Source organism: Corynebacterium sp. MSK008 (assembly GCF_030232585.1).
Classification (GTDB): Bacteria; Actinomycetota; Actinomycetes; order Mycobacteriales; family Mycobacteriaceae; genus Corynebacterium.
The window spans coordinates 1-21,904 of sequence record NZ_JASPJX010000007.1; the positions used below are offsets into that span (position 1 = coordinate 1).

The window sequence follows — 21,904 nt, forward strand, 5'->3', positions numbered from 1 at the left end:
GTTACTGGCGGTGGCCGCCCCTGTATTTCCCAGGGCCCACCATCAGCAAGCGTTACACCACACTAAGGGACGCAACCCGTAGAGGTACACGGAAAATCCACCTTTGTGGATCGGATCGGTGTTTCCTACGCACGAGGAATCGACTATAAGCAAAATATTTGTGGAGTCGAGCATGAGGTCGACTATGTGGAAACAAATGGCCAGCACAAAACTGAGTCGTCTAAGACTGAATGTTCCATCGGCGCTTCTTGGGCTTGGTTCAATATAAAGCGCGATCTTAAAGATCAGTCGCAAGTATGCGGCCGCTCTAAGGTTGACGGAGAATGGTCCAATAAGGCGTGTATCACGATTAAGAAGTAGACTGATCAATCTAAATCATTGGAAGGATCAGGTGAAAGATAATGGTTGTTATCGCGAGCTTAATAGCATCCTTGATTCCCATAATCCTGGTTGCATATGTAGTTCGGGCTATCTTCCGTAGTAAACCTGTTGAAAACAAGAGCACGTTAATTGACGAGGCTAGGGAAACCAAGCGTAACTAAAGTCTTGCGCGTATTTCCTACGTAAAGCAGTGCCCCCGACTGTTGTTGGGGGGCACTGCTTTACGTAGAGGGTATTGAGCTGAGAATCTTCATTTTTCGAGCCATTGGCTGAGGCGTTGTAGGGGGCTGTGCCTGTTGTTGGTGGGTTCTTGGGCTCGGTTTCGGGGTCGGGGGGTTACTTCTTGGACGGTGAGTTGTTTTTGTGGGGTGATTTCTAGTGCGTGGATAGTTGTTTTGAGTGCTTCGATGGTGTCTTGTTTGGCTTGGATGAGTTGCTGAGCCTGGTGCAGTTGTTGTTCGGCGTAGTGTGCGCGTTGTTTTTCTAGTTCTAGTGCGTGCACTAGATTTTGGTGGTCTTGTGCGCTGGTTGCACTGGTGCGGGTTTCGGGGGTTGTGGGTGATGGTGTCGAGTCGTCCGCTGGTAATGAGGTCGCCGATGGGGATGTACCAGGTTCCTTGTTTTTGCTGGGCTCGGGGGAATTCTCCGCGTCCTTTCGCGCGGGGTGATGGTGGTTTGGCGACGCCGGTGAGCCTGGCTGCTTCAGCGATGGTGAGTAGTTGGTTGAGGCGGTCGTCCATGTGTGCAATGGTAGTGGTGTAGTGCTGTGTACTAGTCGCACCATGCTGCCGCATGTGGTGTAGTGAGGTGGTGCATTAGGTGGTGCAGTGGGGTGTTTCGGGGTGTAGTCCGTGGTGTGTGGCTGTATGCTGGGGGAATAGGGGAGCCGAACATAGTATCCATTATCGGACATTTTATTCTGGACGGTCGTATTCTGAACCGAGTGGTTTTTCTCGATCGTCCTCGGGTGTTCTATACCCGGATTGATGCGCTCGGGTTGCCTTGTGCCAGTTGTCGATCTGCTCTAGGTGTCGTGTGAGAACGTCAATGGCCTCGTCTGTGTGGTCGGTGAGGTAGTGAGTAAGGAGTAGCTCAACGATTTTTTGCTTCGTCAGTACCGCTGACTTATGTGTTGTGGGCCAGTTGCAAGATAAAAGGTTGATCAGATTGTAAAGCTCTGTGCTGATGTCGACTTTGAGTGTCGTTTTAGTGATGCTGCGGCTGTTGCGGAGCGAACTAACGTAGTTATCTATAGCGCCTGGTCGTGTCATGTTTTCGATTTTTTTATGGAACCAGGTCTGTATCCAGGCCCAGTCCTCATTGCTCTCTTTGATCTCGCGTTTGGCTTGGGCTTCGGTGAGACCTTGTTGGGTGAGTAGGCGGATTCCATCACGGTGTTTTTTAGGCATAACAATCTCCTGTGTCGTAAATCACTCTACATTGGAAGTATAGGGGGTGCCTTAAGGCATGCGCGTACCTGTGTGCCCGAGGATTGTGGTTCCTGTTCAAATCTATTTTGGCCGGATAGCGTCGAATTTGTTGCTGAAGAGCAGCCTCCCATGATGATGTTTGATCGCTGAACGCGGGAGCTACAAGACAAATTGGGTCGCCTGAATCCCTCGATTCTGAGTCGAGCTCTCGATTCGAGGGGATAAGACGACCCCTAGCGAAAGGAGGTAGCGCAATGAGCGTCTACTCATTGAGTTTTCCTGGTAAGTACGACCTGGTGTGCTTGCGCGACTCGCTGAGCCAAACCCCTGCCTATGAATACAAGGATGGCAAGCGCACTGATGAACAAAAGACAGACGCCAACGGCTGCCCGCTGTATCGAGTTGTTGGCGCGTTCCCGATCATTGCCAATCAGGTTTTCGAGGGTTGTGTCGTGCACACAACAAGCACGTTTAAAGACCAAGATGTACAGATCGGACAACGCCTGTCGGCTCATGGAACACTAACGGTTCGTTCGAACGACTACGGTCTCGGTGGCACATACGTGTGCGCCTTGGATACCTCGAACGAGGGTAGGGAGCACCGCAAAATGAGCCAGCGAGGGTGTCAGGAAGTTTGTGTGTGAGGCTCTGATCTAGAAGGAGTTTCACCGATAATGACTACGGTGTCACCGAAGAAAAACCATGACCCGGCAAAGGTCAATGAGATCAGCGAGAAGCTGATGGAAAACCCTGAGCTCGCCAGCCTGATCAGCGAGCTGTCGACCTCGGCTGATGATGCAAGCGAGCTGGTCAAAGGCCTGCTACAGGCATCAATCAACGCTGGTCTGCAGGCGGAGATGGATGCGCACTTGGGCTATAGCCATTCCGACCGCAAGACGAAAGCCCAGGTGGAAACCACACAGGGCAACAATCACCGCAACGGGTCGTACACCAAAACCGTCAACTCCGGGTACGGCGCGGTGGAAGTGACCGTGCCCAGGGATCGTGCCGGCACGTTTACTCCCCGGATGGTGCCCAAGGGCGCACGCCGGCTCACAGAGCTCGACGACATGATCGTCTCGCTATACGCCGGCGGGATGACAGTGCGCGATATTCAGCACCACCTCGCGACCACCCTGGGGGTGGATATGAGCCCGGATACGATCAGCACCATTACCGATGCGGTGCTAGAGGAGGTCATGATCTGGCAAAACCGCCAACTCGACGAGTTTTACCCGGTGATATTCCTCGACGCGCTACGCGTGAGAATCCGTGACGGGCACCGCGTGGTCAACAAGTCCTGCTACATGGCGGTTGGTGTCGACATGGACGGCATCAAGCACATCCTGGGATTGTGGATCGCGGAAAATGAAGGCGCCGCATTCTGGGCATCGGTGTGCGCGGACCTGGCCAACCGTGGCGTCCAGGACGTGTTCATTGTGTGCTGCGACGGGCTCAAAGGCCTGCCGGAAGCTGTGGAGGCAACCTGGCCGAATTCCATGGTGCAGACCTGCATTGTGCACCTGATTCGGGCTGCGAACCGGTGGGTGTCGTATCAGGACCGCAAAGGTGTCTCCCGTGCGCTACGTGAGGTCTACACGGCTACTAACGAGGACACCGCACGTGCCAGCTTGGATGCGTTCGAGGCCAGTGAACTGGGCCGGAAATACCCGCAGTCGGTCAAAGTCTGGCGCGACGCTTGGGAGCGGTTCGTGCCGTTTCTGCAGTTTCCGCCGGCGGCACGCCGGGTGCTCTACACCACCAATTCAATCGAGTCGCTCAATGCTGAACTGCGGAAAGCTACCCGCAACAGGGGCCAGTTCCCGAACGATACGGCGGCGCTGAAGACGCTGTGGTTGATGATCTGCAATATCGAAGACAAGCGCGCTGCGCAGCGAGCGAAGAAAGCGAAGCGCGACGTTGAGTGCAACGGCTATATTGAAGGAGCGAAAGCCACCGGGTGGAAACAAGCCATCAACCAACTAGCCGTGGCTTACCCCGACCGATTCGCGGACTACTTGTAAACCAAGCCCCCGCACACAAAGAATCGGACACCCTCGAGCCAGCTACTCTACATGCAAGACATCCCCGACAGCAGTGCCGACCTGCGCGAAGGATTGACTGACCCGCTGGAGTTCTGGCGGACACAGCTTGATTTCTATGACCCGGAAAGCATGCTACTCCCGGAGAACCGGGTCGCGACGATCAATGAGCTCGAGCGCATCGACTCGTCCGGCAGCCTGTCGGTCCTGGCCTCATTCGCGAAGCGGTCCATGGATGCCGCCGGCATGGACGAAGATCTGCAGGAGGGACTCGACTCCATCGTTTTTGCTGCTGATCGATCGCGGGGGCAGTGAGTGTCACGATCCCGGTGACTGAAACGCAGGCCGCTCTCGACCACATCCAGGAGATGGTGGTCGAGGCGGCTATTGCTTCAGTAGGAGCCGTTGTCGTCGGGGGCGTGGTGTGGGCAGCTGTGTCCTGAGCATGGTGGCGCTGGTGGTTCGGTGACAACAGTGCAGCACGTCGGGTACACCTTCGTAGGAAGGAACTGAGCGAGGCGTTCGGCACGACCTTTACCCGGGTGCGCCGCGATGGTCGCATGGCGATTGCTCCACGCGATACAAAGCGTTTTAATTGCCGGCGCGCTCTACCCCTCGCGGATGCCTAGCGAGGAGAGCCGCACTTCACCTGCCTCGTCGGAGGCGTCCAGATCCACAACACCGTGCAGCTGGAACGCGTTGTCCCCCTCGGGGTCCTTGATAATTTGGGTGACCCTCCACGCTCGGCCGGCAGAGTCCTCCAGCCGGAAGAACTCCGGGCCGCGCGCGTCGGGGCCCAGGTCCACATCCGTGTATTCGTCGAAGTAGTCGTCCATTGCAGCTGGCCAGTCCACCCGCGCGTCCGGCTCCAGGTAGCCCAGCATGTCCTCCAGCTGGTCCTCCTTCTCGTACGCGAAAAGTTCCACTAGGCGGAAAAAATAGTTGCGCACCATGATGGTGAAGGCGCGGCGGTTGGCGGTGAGCGCCGTGGGGTCTTCCACACCGAACGCGAGCTCGCGGTCGATGGTGTCTTGACTCACGGGCTGGTCGTCGCCGGTCATGTGCGCCCATTCGTCGATGAGCGACGAGTCGACCTGTCGGATCAACTCGCCGAGCCACACGACGATGTCCTCAAGATCATCGTTCATGTAGGTGTCCGGGATGGAATAGGAAAGGGTGCGCCACGCATCGGTGAGGTAGCGCAGCACCACGCCCTCCGAGCGGGCCAGACCATAGGTGGCGATGAGGTCCGAAAACGTCATCGCGTGCTCGATCATGTCGCGCACAACCGATTTCGGCGACAGCTCGAATTCTTTCGCCCACGGATTGCCTTCCGTGAAGGTGGCGAACGCCTCCTCTAGTTCGTCAGCAAGCGGCTTGGGGTAGGTGACGTCCTCAATGATGGCCATCCGCTCCGTATAGTCCACCCCCTCTGCTTTCAGAGCGGCGATCTCTTCGCCGCGAGCCGCTGTTTGCTGGGCTTGGAGCAGCTGTCTCGGGTCGTCCAGAATCGCCTCGAACGTTGAGATGACGTCGAGGGTGTACGCGTCCGACTCAGGGTCGAGCAACGTGAGGAACGCCAATGCGAAGGGGGACAGCGGCTGGTTCAGCGCGAAGTCGCGGTCCAGCTCCTGGGTGAGCGTGTACGGGCGGAACGCGGGCGAGTCTGGCGTGCGCTCGACTACCCCGGCGTTGATCAAGCCGCGGAACAGGTTCACGGCCTGGATGATGTCGCGGTTCTGCTTCGCGCGCGGGTCATGGTTCGTTCGCAGCAAGTGACGCATGTGCTCGTAGCCGTCACCCGGGCGGGCCACCACGTTGAGCAGCATGGAGTTGGATACCTTGAACTGGCTGGTCAGCTCCTCCGGCTCGGCCACCTTCAGGCGCTCGAAGGTCTTCTCGGACCAGGACACTTCGCCGTCGCGGGCGGACTTCTTGCGGATTTTCTTCAGCTTCTTCGGATCGTCGCCCGCCTTGCGGCGCAGCTTCACGTTCTCGATCTCGTGCTCCGGCGCTTCGACTACGACGGTGCCCTCGGTGTCGTAGCCTGCGCGGCCCGCGCGCCCGGCGATCTGGTGGAACTCGCGGGACTTCAAAATGCGCTGGCGGGTGCCGTCAAACTTAGCCAAGCCGGTAATCAGGACCGTGCGGATCGGCACGTTAATGCCCACGCCCAGGGTGTCGGTGCCACAGATGACTTTCAGAAGTCCGGTTTGGGAGAGCCGCTCCACCAGGCGGCGGTACTTCGGCAGCATGCCGGCGTGGTGCACGCCGATGCCGCGACGGACCAGCTTGGACAGGGTTTTGCCGAAGGTCGTCGTAAAGCGAAAGTCCCCGATTTCCTCCGCAATGCGCTGCTTTTCCGCGGGCGTGATGATGTTCATGCTCGTCAACGCCTGAGCTCGCTCCGTGGCCTCGCGCTGGGAAAAGTGCACGACATAGATTGGCGCCTTGTTGTCCTCCAGCAGCTCCTCGATGGTCTCGTGCACGGGGGAGAACACGTAGTGGAAATCAAGCGGCACCGGCCGCTCCGCGCCGCCGACGTACGTGGTCTTGCGGCCCGTGCGTTCAGTGAGGTCCTTTTCCAACCAGGCAGTATCGCCCAACGTGGCGGACATGAGCAGAAACTGCGCTTTTGGCAGCTCCAGCAGCGGCACCTGCCACGCCCAGCCGCGCTCCGGCTCCGAGTAGTAGTGGAACTCGTCCATCACCACCTGGTCAATCTTGGCGTCCTTGCCTTCTCGTAGCGCAATGTTGGCCACGATCTCGGCGGTAGCGGCGATGATCGGGGCGTTCGAGTTCACGGTCGCGTCGCCCGTCATCATGCCGACGTTCTCCGCGCCGAAAATCTCGCACAAAGCGAAGAATTTCTCGCTCACCAACGCCTTAATTGGTGCGGTGTAAAACGAGCGCTGACCGCGCGCCATCGCGATGAAGTGCGCGGCGTTGGCAACCATCGACTTCCCCGAGCCGGTTGGTGTGGCCAAGATGACGTTGTCGCCCGCAAGCAGCGCGAGCGATGCCTCCTCCTGCGCCGGATACAGCGAGATGCCGCGGGAGGTCGTCCACGAGTTGAACGAGTCCCACACGGCATCCTCGAACAGCGATTCGGGGGCCTGCGCAATATCTTCAAGCAAATCGGTCAGCATCACAGCATTCACCGTAGCCGACCGGCCGACACACTAACGGGGGTCGTCGCCGTCCCCGTCGGGAGTGTCGTCACCGGGGAAATCCCCTTGGTCGTCGTCACGCGAACGCTCGGGCGCAGACGGATCGATGAAGAAATGATCGCGCAAACGCTGATCAGTCTCCTCGCTGTGGGGGAGGCTGCGCTGCTCGTTGCGGTCCCGGTCCTCGATGGCGGTGAGGTAGTTCTCAAACGCTTCGCTGATTTCCTCGCCGCTGGGCATCTGCGCCTCGCCCGGCATCATCGCCTGTGGGTGGCGGTCGCGGTATTCCTGCATCTCACGGTCGTAGTGCTCCTCCAAAGCCTGCACGACGTTCGTGATCTCATCCGAGTTGTGTGTCTGCTCCGCGAGCTGCTGCGACACTCGCCGCATATCCGACTCGAGGGAGCGCAGCGGAAACTGCAGCTTCGTGGAATCTTCCACGGACTGCAGCAGCTGGAACGTCGCGTGCGGGTACGGCGAGGCGGCCACGTAGTGCGGCACGTGCGCGGTGTATCCGGCAACAGGGCGGCCGCGCTTGTGCAGCTCCCGCTCGATGAAGACCGAAGCAGAGCCCGGCACGCTGACCATCCCGTCGAAGGTGAACATGGAGCCGACCAACTCGCGGTCGTTGCCGTGGGCGGAAACCACCAGCGGGCGTGTGTGCGGGGCGCCCATCGGAGCCGCGTACAGGCAGATGGTCTTGCTCACGTCGAACTGGTCGGCGAGATCCGCCACCGCACTACTAAACGCTTCCCAGCGCAGGTCCGGCTCCGGACCGGAAAGCAGGAGGAAAGACTGGCCGTTGCCGTCGCGCACAACGCGCATGTCCAGCTGCAAATCCGCAACATCAGTAATTTCAGCGTGCGCTAACGTCACCGTTGGCCGCCGGGAGCGGTAATCAATCAGCTCATCGTTGCTAAACGTCGCCACCGTTCTCGACTCCAGCGCGGCCTTGAGGTGGTCCGCTGCAGACTCGACGGCGTGGCCCGCATCGGCGTAACCATGCATGGCGACGATAAGGGCAGGGCCGTTCTGCGACTCCCCGCTCACCTGCGGGGCTGGGTACTCAAGTTCGTACATGCGACGTTCCTGCGTCATGGTCCTCGGCCTCCTGATGTTGTTCGCCTTGACGGCTGTTGTGCTCCACCAACACAACGGTTGGTGTCGCGGAATATTCCATTGTGCCCGACCAGCAACCGAAAGGTGGCACCACGGCCGTAAGGGTTGCGTACCAAGTTGCGTTGAGAAAACTTCGTCCGCACATGGAACCGGCGCGCGGTTGCGAGCGTCTAACAGTTATGGATATTCAGCCACAACCGCACGAAACAAACCACCCGACCAGTCCGATCACCCCGTATCCGAGCGCGGATCTCCTCCGCTCACCGGCGCAACTGATCGCTTCCATCCCAGCCGCATTGGGCTACTTCCCAAATGAGGCAGTGGTGCTCATCAACGCATATAGCCCGCCAGGGGCTACTCCGACTCTGGAAATTGGCGCCTACCTCGACGCCGATGTGGGAAACACCGAGAGCATCCAACGCGCGCTGCAGCGCATCCCACTCGTCCGCCATGTGGCCACCTTTGCCGTGATTGTGACGCGGGTGCCGGAATCGCAGATGGTTGCGGTAGCTGCGGAGGGGTTGCGAATGGCGGCGGACGCCTTCGGCGAGATCGTCGAAGCCTGCTGGATCGTCTCTGAAATCGCCGACGGCACGCACTACCAGCTGCTGTTCGGGCCCGACCCGGGTACCGCGGATGCGGTATGGGATTGGGGCGCAGACTATGAGCAGGGCACCGTGACATCAGTGGCAGCCGCAGAACCGATGCGCCCGCTTATCGACCACGGAGTGCTTCCGGAACTGCACAAAAGCGACGTCTTCGGCCACTTCGAACCGGTATTCGCGCCAGATGTCGAGGTAGGCGAGACCTTAGCGCGCAGTGCGTACAGGCGCGGAGCGGAACTGTTCACTCTTGTGCGAACGGACCCGCAAGCAGCGCGCGAGCAGATCACTCAAGCGTGCGGTGTGTACGAAGCCGCGCCAGACGCTCGCCTGATCGACACCGACGGCAGCCTGATCGTCGACGATGTGTTCACCAGCCTGGATGACGTCGAGCTTGTCGCGGCCATGCTGACCGGGGGAAGGCTGCGCGATTTCCTCATCGGCGATGCGTTGAATCGACCGCGGGCGGCCGGAGCAGTATTTTTGACAATCGCGCGCAACTTCAGCGGGGAAATCAGAGCGAACGCGTTGTGTTTGTGGGGCATGGTCGCCCTGTCCCAAGGGCTCATCGGCTGGGCCAGCACAGCGCTGGCGTGCGCTGAAGATGAGCTGCCGGGGCACAACTTGTCCGCACTGCTCAGCGGTGTGATGGACATCGGACAGGGCCCAAAGGTGCTCGAACTGTGCCGCAAAGGGTGCCTGGACACCTGGAGGGAGCTGGATGGGTGAACCCGCGCCAGTGCGTGTTTAGCGCGCGGAGTGCGACCGTTCGCCGAGCTGGCGGGTGAACTCCCAGGCGTCCTCGACGATCGTGCGCAGCTGCGTCCGCGTGGGGTTCCATCCAAGCGCGTTGCGGATCTTCTCCGAGGACGCGATCAGCGTTGCCGGGTCGCCAGCACGGCGCGGAGCTACCTCCGCCGGGATTGGGTGACCGGTGACCTCGCGGCAAACCTCGACCACCTCGCGCACGGAGTAGCCGTCACCGGAGCCTAAGTTGTAAATCTGATGCTGGCCTGGGGTGTTCGCTTGGAGCGCGAGCACGTGCGCGTCCGCGAGATCCCGGATATGGATGTAATCGCGCACGCACGTGCCGTCCTTGGTCGGCCAATCGTCGCCGTACATCATGATCTTGTCGCGGTAACCCATCGCCACCTGCAGCACGATCGGGATCAGGTGCGTCTCGGTGATGTGGTTCTCGCCGATGCCGTTGTACGCGCCAGCGACGTTGAAGTAGCGCAGGCTCGTCGCGCCCAAACCGTAGGCGTTGCAGTAGGACGTGATGGCGTAATCGATGGCAAGCTTCGTCGCACCGTACGGGTTAGTTGGCCGGGTCGGCGCGTCTTCCGTAATCGGCACGACATCCGGTTCGCCGTAGGTAGCGGCGGTGGAGGAGAAGACCAGGGATGACACGTCGTGGCGCCGCATGGAATCCAGCAGCGCCAGCGAAACGTCGAGGTTGCCGTGCCAGTACTTGGCGGGGTCTTCCATGGACTCGCCGACAAGAGACTTCGCCGCAAAGTGCAGTACGCCGTCCACCGGTGCGCCGCCATCTGCGACGAGCACGTCGTCGATGACATCCTGAATCTCACCTTCGGCAAACGTTGCGCCCTCCGGAACGGCGTAGCGGTTACCGGTAGACAGATCGTCCACGACGATCACCTCGTGTCCCGCCTCAAGCAGGGTGGCAGCGCACACGCTGCCCACGTAGCCGGCACCGCCGGTGACAACAAGCTTCATCGAAGGTCCCTTCCGTCCGTTTTGCGTATTCGCGATTGAGTGTTTGCGCCTTAGTCTTCGCGCTCCACGCGCAGAGCGTGCGAGACATCCGCGGTGAGCACGAAGGTTTCACCCTCGTCGGTGGATACCTCCAGCGCTCCGTCCTCCAACGGCTGCAGATCCACGGTCTGGCCAACGAGCTGGCCGGCGGACTTCGGCAAGGCGCCGTCCTGCAGGATCTCGCTGATCTGGACCACCTTTGCGCGCACCGGTTCTTTCAGGCGCAAGTCGCTGGCGCGGGTTCCCGCCTGATCAGCGGTGCTGACGGGTGCGCCGAGCTCATCGAGCGCCGGGATCGGGTTGCCGAAGGGGGAGCGATCAGCGTTGTCCAGCACAGCGACGACTCGACGCTCCACCTCTTCGCTCATCACGTGCTCCCACCGGCACGCCTCTTCGTGAACCTGGGCGAGGTCCAACTTCAGTACGTCGGTAAGCAGACGTTCCGCAAGACGGTGCTTGCGCATCACGGCGGTGGCGCGCCGGCGCCCCTCCTCGGTCAGCGACAGGGAGCGGTCGTGCTCGACCACGATCAGGCCGTCGCGCTCCATGCGCGCAACCGTCTGCGAGACGGTCGGGCCGGACTGCTCAAGGCGTTCCGCGATTCGCGCACGCAGCGGCGTAATGCCTTCCTCTTCCAGTTCGTAGACGGTGCGCAGATACATCTCTGTGGTGTCAACGAGATCACGCACTGTGATGCTCCCTTCCAATCGCGGTGCTGGTTAGAGGTCCGAAAACCATTTGGCAATACTTTAGCCCAGCACCTGCGGCGGTACCGGTGAACCTGAAACAGGATGCTGGGCGGGAAAACTTGGCGCGCAGTGTCGCGTAAACGCTGCTTAGAGGGCGTAATCGCGCAGGCGGTCGGCGCGCTCCCCGGCGCGCAACTTCGCCATGACCTCACGCTCAATCTGGCGGACGCGCTCGCGCGACAGACCGAACTGGCGGCCGATCTGGTCCAGGGTGCGCGGCACGCCGTCGGTCAGGCCGTAGCGCATGCGGATAACGTCCTGCTCGCGCTGCTCGAGGCCATTGATGATGTCCTCGATATCGTCGTGGCGCAGGGTGGTCACCACCGCGTCCTCGGCGTCGGTGGCCTCGGCGTCCTCGATGAAGTCACCCAATGGCGCTTCCTCGTCCGCGCCGACAGGCATGTCCAAGCTGACCGGGTCGCGGGACTGGCGCAGCAGCATCTCAATTTTGGATTCCTCGATGCCGGATTCCTCCGCCAGCTCCTCGTTCGTGGGTTCGCGTCCCAGGGACTGGTACATCTCGCGGCGGATACGGGAGAGCTTGTTCACCTGCTCCACCAAATGGACTGGGAGGCGGATCGTGCGCGACTGATCCGCCATACCGCGCGTGATCGCCTGACGGATCCACCACGTGGCGTAGGTGGAGAACTTGAAGCCCTTGGAGTAGTCGAACTTCTCCATCGCGCGGATTAGGCCCAGGTTGCCTTCCTGGATGAGGTCCAGAAGCGGCATGCCGCGGCCGGTGTAGCGCTTGGCCAGGGACACCACGAGGCGCAGATTGGCCTCCAGCAGGTGGGCGCGGGCCTTGCGGCCCTCCTTCGCTAGAATTTTCAGGTCGCGCTTCTTCGCGCGGGTCAGCTTCACCTCCGGGTCGTCCAAAAGGCGCTGCGCGTACAGGCCGACCTCGATCTGCTGGGCGAGCTCGACCTCCTCCTCAGCGTTGAGCAGAGCAGTCTTGCCGATGCCGTTGAGGTAGACGCGGACAAGGTCCGCAGAAGGGTTGTCGTTGGTCTGGTTCCGTCGGCTACCGCGGTCGACGGTCTCCCCGGAGTCTTGGTTTCCCTGTGCAGCGTGATCCGGTTGGGTCATGTGGCAACGCCTCCTCGGACTAGGTGGAAAAGCTGGGGACAGCTGGGCAGTCTAGATGTGAAACGCTTAGCCGCCACTCAGTGTTCCCGCCCGCGGGAAATATATTCAAATCACGCTTCAACGATCACGGTAAAGGGCCCATCGTTGACGCTCACGACCTGCATATGCGCCCCAAACCGGCCCTCCTCTACATGGATGCCACGCGAGCGCAGCGCATCAGCAATCTTTCCAATCACCGGTTCCGCGGCGTCGCCAGGCGCCGCGTCGCTCCAGGACGGGCGCCGGCCTTTCGCCGTGCGGCCCATCAACGTGAACTGACTGACCAGCAGCACCGGCGCGCCAGCGTCTTCCACCGAACGTTCGCCCTCGAGAATGCGAAGCTCCGCGATCTTGCGGGCCACCGTTTCCCACGCGTCGTCCGCGTCCTCTCGGCCCGCGCCGACGAGCGCGAGGATGCCGCCGGTGTCGGGGCAGTCGATCGCTCCGACGGTTTCGCCGTCCACGGTCACCGACGCGCTAGTCACACGCGTGAGTACAGCCTTCATTAATGCTCCGTTCTTGTGAAAGTTGGTGTTTAAAGGTGTGTCAGCTGCGCGATCTCTGCGGGCAAAATCAGCCCGTGGCGCACCAGGTCAACCACCGCACCCGCCGCATCCGCTTCAAGCTTGTCGACGTCCTCCGGTTGCCCCAACCCGCGCGACGAAGCGTACAGGCCGACCACGTCCCGAAGCGGCAACCCGTTCGGGTGCAGCCCCGAGATCAGCGAGAGGATGCCCGCGTCGATGGTGTGGGAAAACCGCGGCCCGTCGGTGCGGGTGATGCGCAGCGTCTCATCCGCGAACCCCATGCCGAGTTCGGTGTCCGCGAGCTTGATGTCTTCCAGCGCGACGGTCGGCCGGACCACGTAGTTGGCGTCGAGGACGTCGTCGTGGTCCTTGCCGCGCAGCCAGGCGGTGCGGGTGAAGTACTCCTCCGCCTCCGGGCCGAGCGGGTCTGTGAACGGCTGGGAGAGTTCCTCGCAGGTGATCTCGCTGGGAGCGTCGCCGATGTCTTCCAGGAGGATCCAGCCGAAGCCCACTGCGTGGACGTCGTTGTCGGCGAAGTGGTCGAGCCACTGCACGGTGCGCGCGACGCCCTCGTCCGAGCGGGGATCGATGGACTCGTCGCGCAGCCAGGTGGAGACGTACATGCCTGGATCGACCACGTCGCGCTGCAGCACCCAGGCGCTCACACCGTGGGACGGCAGCCAGGACGCGACGCGGGACTGCCAAGACTGGTCGAGTACATGCACCCAGGAACCGAGGATGTACGCTCGGCCGCCCTCGGTGAGGTGGTCCGGTGCCTGGCTGAGCACCAGCTCAGTTGCGCCGTCGAGGTCCAAGCCGGAATCGCGGTAGACGTGGCCGACTTCCGGCAGCCCAACCACGAACGGCGGGTTGGCCACGATGCGGTCGAATGTCTCGCCTCGTACCGGTTCGAACCATTCGCCCTCGCGCAACTCCACGTTGTCCACCCCGTTGGCCATCATGGTGGCCTCGGCGAACTCTAGTGCGCGGGCGTGGACGTCGGTAGCCACCACGCGCGTGGCGGCGTCCGCCTGCGCAAGCGCCTGGATGCCGGAGCCGGTGCCCAAATCCAGCACAGAATCCACCGGCGTGCACGGCGTGGCGGACAGCAACGACAGCGACGCCGAGCCGACGCCGAGGACGTGGTCGCGACCCGGGACGTGGTCGGTCATGGACGCGTCGAGGTCGGAGAGCACCAGCCTCGGCTTGCCGGCGACCACGTGGGGGCGCGCTTCAACGGCGATGCGGTAGGTGGATGAGTCGGCGACGGGCAGGACCAGGTGGTCGTCGATAAGCGAAAGTGCAAGTTTCGGGGTGAGCATGTCGCCCAACGCCTCCGCTGTGGCGGGGCGGCGCAGCAGGAAGAACCTGATCAGGCGCGACAGGCGCGCGTCGTCGGAACATGCCGCCAGTACGACTCCCGGCTCACGGCGGTAGAGCGCCTCGGTCGCCTCCGGGCCAAGGTGGGCCGCGATGCCCTCGGCGGTGAAACCCGCCGCATCGAGTTCTGCGGCAAGCGTCTGAGCAACTGCGGGAAGGTGAGGGGAGAGATCATCTGGGGCAGTCACGCTAAAACTCCTGCAGTGCGAAGGGGCTATTCGTCGTGGTCGATGATAGCGGGGGAGCTAGACCGGTCCTTCTCCGCCGAATCCAGCGCCGTGCGCTGCTGCTGCGCCAACATCTGCTGCTCCTGGCGCGCCACCGCCGGCTTGTACACATTCTTCTGACGGGTATCCCGGACTTCGCCCTGCGCGTTGCCGCGCACCACGGCGATCCACGGCAACGGCACAGACACCACGAACAAAATGCCGGCGAGCACCCACCAGTTCGCCCACGCCGCAGCAATGGCCGCGACGATAAAAGGCAGGCGCAACCCCTGCAAAACGGCGTACTGCTTCTCGCGCGACTGCCGGTTTTGCTCCGGGGTGTAGGAAGCATCCGTGATCAGGGCGCGGGATTTCCTGCCCCGGCGTGAGTGGCGGGAGGCGCGCCCGGTGGTTGTGTTGTCGTTGGCGCTCATGAACTCAGAGGTTAGCCCTCCGGCTTAACCTCTCGCCCAAATTGGGGCATGATGGTTGCCGTGAATACGACGACGAAGACGCTCGAGCGCCCGGACCTCAGGGAAGACACCTCGTCGACCACGGACGACGGCACCCCCAAGTTCTTCCACTACGTGAAGAAGGACCAGATCGTCGATTCCGCCATCTCCGGCAAAATGGTGGTGGCGCTGTGCGGCGAGACCTTCCCCGTGAAAAAGCAAGCCAAGCCCGGTTCCCCGGTCTGCCCTGACTGCGAGCGGATTTACAAGGGGCTGCGCCGCAAGTGACCGCCGCGACTTCTGGGCCCCAGCTGCGCAAATGGCAGCAGGAGGCCCTTGGTTCGTTTCTCCGCGACAAGCCGCGCGACTTCATGGCGGTGGCAACCCCGGGCGCGGGCAAGACCACCTTTGCGCTGACCCTGGCCTCGCGCCTGAAAGAGGACAAGACCGTCCAGCGCATCATCGTTGTCGTGCCCACGGAGCACCTGAAGCACCAGTGGTCCGACGCGGCGAAGCGCTTCGGGCTTTCCCTGGACCCGAACTTCACTAATTCCTCTGCCGTCAACGCCTCCTACGACGGCATTGTGGTCACCTACGCGCAGGTGGGCATGCACCCGTTTAAGCACCACGCTGTGGCTTCTGCCCGCCGCACGCTGGTGATTTTGGACGAGATTCACCACGCCGGCGACTCCAAGAGCTGGGGCGACGGCGTCTACGAAGCGTACAACGATGTGGAGCACCGTCTGGCGCTGACCGGCACACCGTTTCGTTCCGACGACTCGCAGATCCCGTTCGTGCGTTACGTCGAGGACGGCGAAGGGCACTTGGTCTCGCAGGCTGACTACACCTACGGCTACTCGCATGCGCTTGCCGATGGCGTGGTGCGCCCCGTGGTCTTCCTCGCCTACTCAGGCGAGGCGCAGTGGAAGGACTCAGCGGGCGAGGAATACTCCGCGCGCCTAGGCGAGCCGCTGAATGCCGAGCAAACCACCCGCGCCTGGCGCACCGCGTTGGACCCGAAGGGCGACTGGATCGCCGCGGTGCTCACCGCCGCGCACACCAGGTTGATGAAGATCCGCGCCAACATGCCAGACGCCGGCGGCCTTGTTATCGCCACGAACAAGACCACCGCCCGCGCCTACGCGAAGATCCTGGAGAAGCTGTCCAACACCCCGGTCACCGTGGTGCTGTCCGACGAGCCGGGAGCGTCGGAGCGTATCGACGAGTTCTCCGCCTCCCGCGACGAGTGGATGGTGGCGGTGCGCATGGTCTCCGAAGGCGTGGACGTGCCGCGCCTGTCCGTTGGCGTCTACGCCACCTCAGCGTCTACTCCGCTGTTTTTCGCGCAGGCGATCGGCCGCTTCGTGCGCTCCCGCATGCCGGGCGAGTCCGCCTCCGTGTTTCTGCCCTCCGTGCCGGTGCTGCTGCGGCTGGCGGAGGAGATGGAGGTCTCGCGCGACCACGTCCTGGGCAAACCGCACCGGGAATCCGGCTGGTCTGACGAGCTGCTGGAGCAAGCAAACCGCACCCAGACCGAGCCGGATGACATGCCGTCTTACGAATCCATCGGTGCCTCCGCAGAGCTGGATTCGCTGATTTTCGACGGCTCCACCTACGGCACACCAACCCAAGCTGGCTCCGCTGAGGAGCAGGACTTCCTCGGCCTGCCCGGGCTGCTCGACGCCGACCAGGTGCGCACGCTTCTAGCCAAGCGGCAAAGCGACCAGTTGGATGCCCGCGACGCCGAGGAGCGGGCGCGCAGGGCAGAAGAACGCAAGGCGCGGGAACGGGCGGAGGTGCTCGGCGAGCCGGTGAAGAAGCCCGCGCCAGACCCGGAAGTGGCAGCCGCCTCTGACGCGACAACCGCCGCGGACGAAATCCCCGCGCTGCGCAAGGAACTCAACGCGCGTGTGGCCATCGCGGCTGGTAAAAGCGGCCGGCCCCATGGCGCGATCCATACCGAGGTGCGCAAAGCCTGCGGCGGGCCGCCTACCGCGCTGTGCAACGCCGATCAGCTGCGCGAGCGCATAGCCTTCCTGCGAGACTGGTAGCCCCGCCGGTAGGGTGGCGTGCACCGCAATGAAACGAAAAGATTTGTGATGAGCACCCCTTACAACGGCCAGAACCCCAACGGCCAGAACCCCAACGGCCAGAACCCGTACGGTGACAACCCCTACGGTGGCGACCAGTACGGCACCAACCCGGCAGCCGGCCACCCGGAGGGTGTTTCCAACTACGGCGACTACACCGGCCACGAGCAGCTGCAGCCGGACTACACCCGCGGCGAGCCGGGCCACGCCGGCTACGGCATGGCGGGCAGCAACTACAACCAGGCGCCCACCCCGTACGGCTACGAGGCAGCCCCGCCGCAGCAGAACAACGGTGTGGCTCTCGCCGCGATGATCCTGGGCATATTGTCCCTGCTGGGTCTGCTGTTCATCTTCCCGGGCCTGATCCTTGGCGTGATCGCGCTGATCCTGGGCATCGTCGGTGTGAAGAAAGCAAATTCCATCGCTGGCCCGGGCTCCCGCAAGGGCATGGCCATCTCCGGCATCGTCATGGGCGCCATCGCCACCATCCTGTCTGCCCTGATGCTGATCTTCGGTTTCTCTGTGGCGAAGCAACTCCTGGACGACGGCGTCTTCGAGGCGTGCGAGCAGTTCCAGGGTGATAATGAGCAGTACAAGGCCTGCATCGAGGACGAGGTTGACAAGAGCTTGAACAACTAAGCACTTGCTTGACAACGGCTAACGCCCTGACCGCGACCGGTCAGGGCGTTTATGCGTTGCGGGCCAAGCCCACGCTGCGGGTTTAATCCAGGTAGTCGCGCAGTACCTGGGAACGGGACGGGTGGCGCAGCTTCGACATGGTCTTGGACTCAATCTGGCGGATGCGCTCGCGCGTCACGCCGTAGACCTGGCCGATCTCGTCGAGGGTGCGCGGCATGCCGTCGGTAAGCCCGAAGCGCAGGCGCACAACGCCGGCCTCGCGCTCGGACAGGGTGTGCAGGACGTCCTGCAGCTGGTCCTGCAGGAGAGTGAAGGACACAGCGTCCACGGCGACAACGGCCTCGGAGTCTTCGATGAAGTCACCGAGCTGGCTGTCGCCCTCGTCGCCGATGGTCTGATCAAGCGAGATCGGCTCACGGGCGTACTGCTGGATCTCCATCACCTTTTCCTCGGTGATGTCCATTTCCTTCGCCAGCTCCAGCGGGGTCGGCTCGCGGCCAAGATCCTGCAGCAGCTCGCGCTGGATACGGCCGAGCTTATTAATGACCTCGACCATGTGCACCGGGATACGGATGGTGCGGGCTTGATCCGCCATCGCGCGGGTAATGGCCTGGCGGATCCACCAGGTGGCGTAAGTGGAGAACTTGTAGCCCTTGGAGTAGTCGAACTTCTCCACGGCGCGGATCAGGCCGAGGTTGCCCTCCTGGATCAGGTCCAGAAACGCCATGCCGCGGCCGGTGTAGCGCTTCGCCAGGGAGACCACCAGACGAAGGTTCGCCTCCAGCAGGTGGTTCTTCGCCTTGCGGCCGTCGCGCGCAACGGAACGCAGGTCGCGCTTGACAGCGGGCGTGAGCTTGGCGTCCTTGTCGCCCTCGGCGGCGGCGCGTGCCATCTCGTCCAGACGGTACTGCGCGTACAGCCCCGCCTCAATGCGCTTAGCCAAAGACACCTCCTGCTCGGCATCGAGCAAGGCAACCTTGCCGATCTGCTTGAGGTAGGCGCGCACTGAGTCAGCGGATGCGGTCAGCTGCGCGTCTTTGCGGGCCTGGCGCAGAGCAGCGGATTCCTCAATGTCCCAGACGGACGAGCTGCTGTCTTCCTCGTCTTCTTCGTCGTCCTCGGCGTCATCTCCGCCAAGGCCGCCCTCATCCTCTTCGTCATCGCCGAGCGCGTCGTCGATGTCCTCGTCGAAGGCCTCGTCCTCGTCGCCGATCTCCGGGTCGTAATCCGCATCCACGTCGCCGCCTTGGACCTCGGCGCTTTGGACTTCATCCTCCAGCTCGTCGGCGTCCGCGGCGTCCTTAACCGCCTTGGTTGCCTTCTTAGCTGTGGCCTTCTTCGCGGTTGTCTTCTTGGCGGTTTTCTTTACAGCCTTCTTAGCGGTCTTTTTCGCCGTCTTCTTGGCTGCCTTCTTCACCGTCTTTTTGGCGGTCTTCTTCGCGGTTTTCTTCGCAGCCTTCTTGGCTGTCTTCTTCGCGCTGGACTTGGCAACGCTGCCTGCGCCACCGTCGGACGAAACTGCAGTCACGTCGTCGGCATTGTTGCTTGAAGCTTCGCTGGCTACCACGTACGCCCTTTCGAGTCAATCGGACCTTACCACTGGCAATCCAGGGTACGTATGCGTCCAAAAATTTTCAGAACGCCAATACTAACAGCCGTCAACGCGGAGTATTCCGTCCCCCGCAGGCTGACTGTTGAACGGCCACCACCGTACATCACCGCACCATCCGGCCTACGGTGCGACATGGTCCTGGGCGGCCATCGCGGCCCCCACGATCCCGGCCCTGTTGCGCAGCGCAGCCGGAACCACCGGGGTATTCACTGTGAGCAACGGGACCCATTTGTCCGCGTGGCGGGAAATACCACCGCCGACGATAAAGGCCGCCGGGTTGAACAACCGGTTGTATTCGTGAAGGACCTTATCCACGCGCTTGGCCCACTTTTTATAGCTCAGCTCATCCCGGTCCTTGGCGGCGGAGGAGGCGAAGTGCTCGGCCTCGGTGCCGTCGATAAGCATGTGCCCGAGTTCGGTGTTGGGGAACAAGGTGCCGTCCACAAGAAAGGCAGAACCGATGCCGGTGCCGAAGGTGAGGAAGATGACCGCGCCGCTGCGGGCGGCTTCGTCGCCGAAGGCGACCTCGGCAATGCCCGCGGCGTCCGCATCATTGAGCACAGAGACAGTCTCGCGCCCCAACTCTCGGGTGAAAAGTTCGTGCACGTTTGTGCCTACCCAGGATGCGTCGATGTTGGCGGCGGTGCGTGCGATCTGTTGCGTCACCACCGAAGGGAGGGTGATGCCGACCGGGCCTTCCCACTCGCACTGCCGGACAATTTCGCCGACGACCTCAGCAACCGCCTCCGGGGTTGCGGGTTTCGGGGTGGCAATCTTTACCCGCTCGCCCACAAAATCGCCGGTTTGCAGATCCACCACGGCGCCCTTCACGCCGGACCCGCCGATATCAACACCGAAACCCAGAGCCTTTTGCGTCATGCATTGGGAGTGTACAAACGCGAAGCAACCCCCGCCTTACAACCAAAGTTTTCAGCCGCTGAGCAGGAAAGATGACAGCGCTATGTGGATGACCTAGTATTCCGCTCAAATAACGACATTCAGGCCCCTCCTGGGGCGACCACGCTGAGCTGGAGGACACACCACCATGGCCACCGATTACGATGCGCCGCGCCGCCGCATGGAAGACGAAATTGAGACCGACTCCTTGGAAGGCCTCAAAGCTGCTGAAGTAGCTGGCAGCAGCATGGATGACGATGGTGAAATCGTGGAACCGGTGGAGCCTCCGACCCAGGACCTCTCCGGCGAGGAGCTCAACGTCGAGGTCAAGCCGCGTCAGGACGACGAGTTCACCTGCGCGTCTTGCTTCCTCGTGCAGAAGAACAAGCGCCTCGCCTACACCGAGGACGACGGCTCCAAGATCTGCCTCGACTGCGAGTAAGCAGTTGCTTATCGACGGCTAAAGGGCGGCCCCACCTAGTCAGGTGGCGCCGCCCTTTGTTGTCCGCCGTGATCTGCCCGCCTATCCGGCAGTGGTGCCTGGCGCGAAAGCCGCCAGCACCTCCTCGGGGCTCTTGGATGAGATCAGCCAATACGGGGTGGGGTCTTCCGGGTCGTCCAAGACGACCAGCACGTGCTCGCTGACCCATGGCCGCGAGACCAGATACGCCGCCGGGTCCAACTGGCGACCCAGCGCATTTTGGCGGGCGGATCCTGGCACCACCATGGAGCGAGAGACCACCGTGTTGGGCAGGTTCGCGTCGTCGACCAGCAGCCAGCGGGTGCCGTCAGGGTCCTGTTCGACGGTGACTGTGGTGCGCGACAGCCAGACCAAAAACCACGCGAAAAGCGCAGTGAACAGTACCAGCGGAACCACGAACCACCAGACGTTGCGGTTGAGGCCGAACTGCCCGGCGAGCAGTAGGGCGAGCCCGGCGAGGGCAGCCCACCAATACCAAGGCACCCACTGTCGCTCTGTGTACAACACCTTTGCTTTGGATGCTGTCGCAGCCGGTGCTGCATTGCCAGGGCCGGGGTTTGAAGGGGTCGAAGCGGTCTCACTCACGCATTCCACAATAGGCGCGGGAGACGCGGCGGCATACTTGCGCGTCAAGTGCGGGGGAGACCGCTGCAGTGGCGGAGCTGACGTAGTGTGGGGCGGGTGGAGAACCAACGCAGCGAGCACAGCACGAACAGCACCTACGGCGCGTACGAGGGCGATCCGCTCCCGCCGATTCCGGTCAAGCGCCTCGATCCGGATTTGCCCATGCCGATGCGGGCACATCCGGATGATGCCGGCGCGGACCTGTACTCCGCAGAAGATCTGGTGTTGCAGCCGGGGGAGCGGGCACTGGTGGCTACCGGCGTGGCTATCGCCCTGCCCGTGGGCACGGTCGGCTTGATCCATCCGCGCTCCGGAATGGCCGCCAAGCACGGGCTGAGCATTGTCAACACTCCCGGCACCATCGACGCGGGTTACCGCGGCGAGTTGAAGGTCTGCCTGCTCAACACCGACCGTTCCGAGCCGATCGAAATCACCCGCGGCATGCGGATTGCGCAGCTGGTGATTCAGCGTGTGGAGTTGGTGGGTTTCACCGAAGTTGACGCGTTGGACGAGACACAGCGCGGCGAAGGTGGGTACGGCTCGACCGGTACGCACTAGCGTCGTCAGCACGGACTACAGTCAATAACCGCAAACACAAG

At 62.1% G+C, this 21,904-nt stretch carries 21 protein-coding genes; 9 read left to right on the forward strand and 12 right to left on the reverse strand.

Annotated elements, in window-relative coordinates:
• Window positions 1-1,295: 1,295 nt before the first annotated feature.
• On the reverse strand, window positions 1,296-1,790 hold the full coding sequence (locus QP996_RS06890) for a hypothetical protein (RefSeq protein WP_063936823.1): 495 nt from the start codon (window positions 1,788-1,790) through the stop codon (window positions 1,296-1,298).
• A 275-nt stretch (window positions 1,791-2,065) separates the two neighbouring features.
• On the opposite strand from QP996_RS06890, the gene QP996_RS06895 reads away from it, so the two are divergent.
• From QP996_RS06895 to QP996_RS06905, 3 genes are read left to right on the forward strand one after another with little or no spacing between them, the layout of a single operon-like run.
• A complete protein-coding gene (locus QP996_RS06895; protein ID WP_284871894.1) occupies window positions 2,066-2,455 on the forward strand; it encodes a hypothetical protein in 390 nt (129 codons plus the stop codon).
• A gap of 30 nt (window positions 2,456-2,485) precedes the next feature.
• Window positions 2,486-3,835 (forward strand): IS256 family transposase, encoded by a 1,350-nt coding sequence (locus QP996_RS06900; RefSeq protein ID WP_284871896.1) that lies wholly within the window; start codon window positions 2,486-2,488, stop codon window positions 3,833-3,835.
• A gap of 51 nt (window positions 3,836-3,886) precedes the next feature.
• Window positions 3,887-4,168: a hypothetical protein gene (locus QP996_RS06905; protein ID WP_284871897.1), complete on the forward strand. Its 282-nt coding sequence runs from the start codon at window positions 3,887-3,889 to the stop codon at window positions 4,166-4,168.
• A gap of 293 nt (window positions 4,169-4,461) precedes the next feature.
• Here the strand turns inward: QP996_RS06905 and QP996_RS06910 are convergent, their stop codons facing one another.
• On the reverse strand, window positions 4,462-7,002 hold the full coding sequence (locus QP996_RS06910; protein WP_194559830.1) for a DEAD/DEAH box helicase: 2,541 nt from the start codon (window positions 7,000-7,002) through the stop codon (window positions 4,462-4,464).
• A 33-nt stretch (window positions 7,003-7,035) separates the two neighbouring features.
• The gene (locus QP996_RS06915) at window positions 7,036-8,121 is read right to left on the reverse strand and encodes a PAC2 family protein (RefSeq protein ID WP_194559396.1); all 1,086 of its coding nucleotides are present in this window, start codon (window positions 8,119-8,121) and stop codon (window positions 7,036-7,038) included.
• A gap of 164 nt (window positions 8,122-8,285) precedes the next feature.
• Here QP996_RS06915 and QP996_RS06920 point away from each other — a divergent pair, with 164 nt between their 5' ends.
• On the forward strand, window positions 8,286-9,473 hold the full coding sequence (locus tag QP996_RS06920; protein WP_284871898.1) for a DUF4192 domain-containing protein: 1,188 nt from the start codon (window positions 8,286-8,288) through the stop codon (window positions 9,471-9,473).
• Window positions 9,474-9,491: 18 nt separating this feature from the next.
• On the opposite strand, the gene galE is transcribed toward QP996_RS06920, so the two are convergent.
• From galE to QP996_RS06950, 6 genes are all read right to left on the reverse strand, one after another.
• Complete coding sequence (galE, locus tag QP996_RS06925; protein WP_284871899.1) at window positions 9,492-10,481, reverse strand: UDP-glucose 4-epimerase GalE; 990 nt, start codon at window positions 10,479-10,481, stop codon at window positions 9,492-9,494.
• Window positions 10,482-10,531: 50 nt separating this feature from the next.
• Complete coding sequence (locus QP996_RS06930) at window positions 10,532-11,209, reverse strand: metal-dependent transcriptional regulator (RefSeq protein ID WP_284871900.1); 678 nt, start codon at window positions 11,207-11,209, stop codon at window positions 10,532-10,534.
• A 147-nt stretch (window positions 11,210-11,356) separates the two neighbouring features.
• Entirely contained in the window at window positions 11,357-12,358 is a 1,002-nt protein-coding gene (locus tag QP996_RS06935; RefSeq protein WP_284871901.1) for a sigma-70 family RNA polymerase sigma factor, read from the reverse strand.
• Between the two features lie 110 nt (window positions 12,359-12,468).
• The gene (gene dtd / locus QP996_RS06940) at window positions 12,469-12,903 is read right to left on the reverse strand and encodes a D-aminoacyl-tRNA deacylase (protein WP_284871902.1); all 435 of its coding nucleotides are present in this window, start codon (window positions 12,901-12,903) and stop codon (window positions 12,469-12,471) included.
• A gap of 29 nt (window positions 12,904-12,932) precedes the next feature.
• Window positions 12,933-14,492: a DUF7782 domain-containing protein gene (locus QP996_RS06945; protein ID WP_284871903.1), complete on the reverse strand. Its 1,560-nt coding sequence runs from the start codon at window positions 14,490-14,492 to the stop codon at window positions 12,933-12,935.
• 26 nt (window positions 14,493-14,518) lie between these two features.
• Window positions 14,519-14,944, reverse strand: a complete 426-nt coding sequence (locus QP996_RS06950; protein ID WP_284871904.1) for a DUF3099 domain-containing protein — start codon at window positions 14,942-14,944, stop codon at window positions 14,519-14,521.
• Window positions 14,945-14,995: 51 nt separating this feature from the next.
• Between QP996_RS06950 and QP996_RS06955 the strand changes: the two genes are divergently transcribed.
• From QP996_RS06955 to QP996_RS06965, 3 genes are read left to right on the forward strand one after another with little or no spacing between them, the layout of a single operon-like run.
• Window positions 14,996-15,250 (forward strand): DUF3039 domain-containing protein, encoded by a 255-nt coding sequence (locus QP996_RS06955; protein ID WP_063936916.1) that lies wholly within the window; start codon window positions 14,996-14,998, stop codon window positions 15,248-15,250.
• Window positions 15,247-17,013: a DEAD/DEAH box helicase gene (locus QP996_RS06960; RefSeq protein ID WP_284871905.1), complete on the forward strand. Its 1,767-nt coding sequence runs from the start codon at window positions 15,247-15,249 to the stop codon at window positions 17,011-17,013. The genes QP996_RS06955 and QP996_RS06960 overlap by 4 nt, the downstream gene beginning before the upstream one ends.
• 48 nt (window positions 17,014-17,061) lie before the next feature.
• Complete coding sequence (locus tag QP996_RS06965; RefSeq protein WP_284871906.1) at window positions 17,062-17,691, forward strand: DUF4190 domain-containing protein; 630 nt, start codon at window positions 17,062-17,064, stop codon at window positions 17,689-17,691.
• An 82-nt stretch (window positions 17,692-17,773) separates the two neighbouring features.
• Here QP996_RS06965 and QP996_RS06970 read toward each other — a convergent pair whose 3' ends face one another.
• Complete coding sequence (locus tag QP996_RS06970; RefSeq protein ID WP_284871908.1) at window positions 17,774-19,219, reverse strand: RNA polymerase sigma factor; 1,446 nt, start codon at window positions 19,217-19,219, stop codon at window positions 17,774-17,776.
• 204 nt (window positions 19,220-19,423) lie between these two features.
• The gene (gene ppgK, locus QP996_RS06975) at window positions 19,424-20,182 is read right to left on the reverse strand and encodes a polyphosphate--glucose phosphotransferase (protein WP_284871909.1); all 759 of its coding nucleotides are present in this window, start codon (window positions 20,180-20,182) and stop codon (window positions 19,424-19,426) included.
• 166 nt (window positions 20,183-20,348) lie between these two features.
• Between ppgK and QP996_RS06980 the strand changes: the two genes are divergently transcribed.
• Entirely contained in the window at window positions 20,349-20,642 is a 294-nt protein-coding gene (locus tag QP996_RS06980) for a DUF4193 domain-containing protein (protein WP_284871910.1), read from the forward strand.
• 81 nt (window positions 20,643-20,723) lie between these two features.
• Here QP996_RS06980 and QP996_RS06985 read toward each other — a convergent pair whose 3' ends face one another.
• Entirely contained in the window at window positions 20,724-21,266 is a 543-nt protein-coding gene (locus QP996_RS06985; protein WP_502870148.1) for a DUF3093 domain-containing protein, read from the reverse strand.
• Between the two features lie 168 nt (window positions 21,267-21,434).
• Between QP996_RS06985 and dut the strand changes: the two genes are divergently transcribed.
• Window positions 21,435-21,863, forward strand: coding sequence for a dUTP diphosphatase (dut, locus tag QP996_RS06990; RefSeq protein WP_284872035.1), 429 nt, complete (start codon window positions 21,435-21,437; stop codon window positions 21,861-21,863).
• Window positions 21,864-21,904 lie beyond the last annotated feature (41 nt).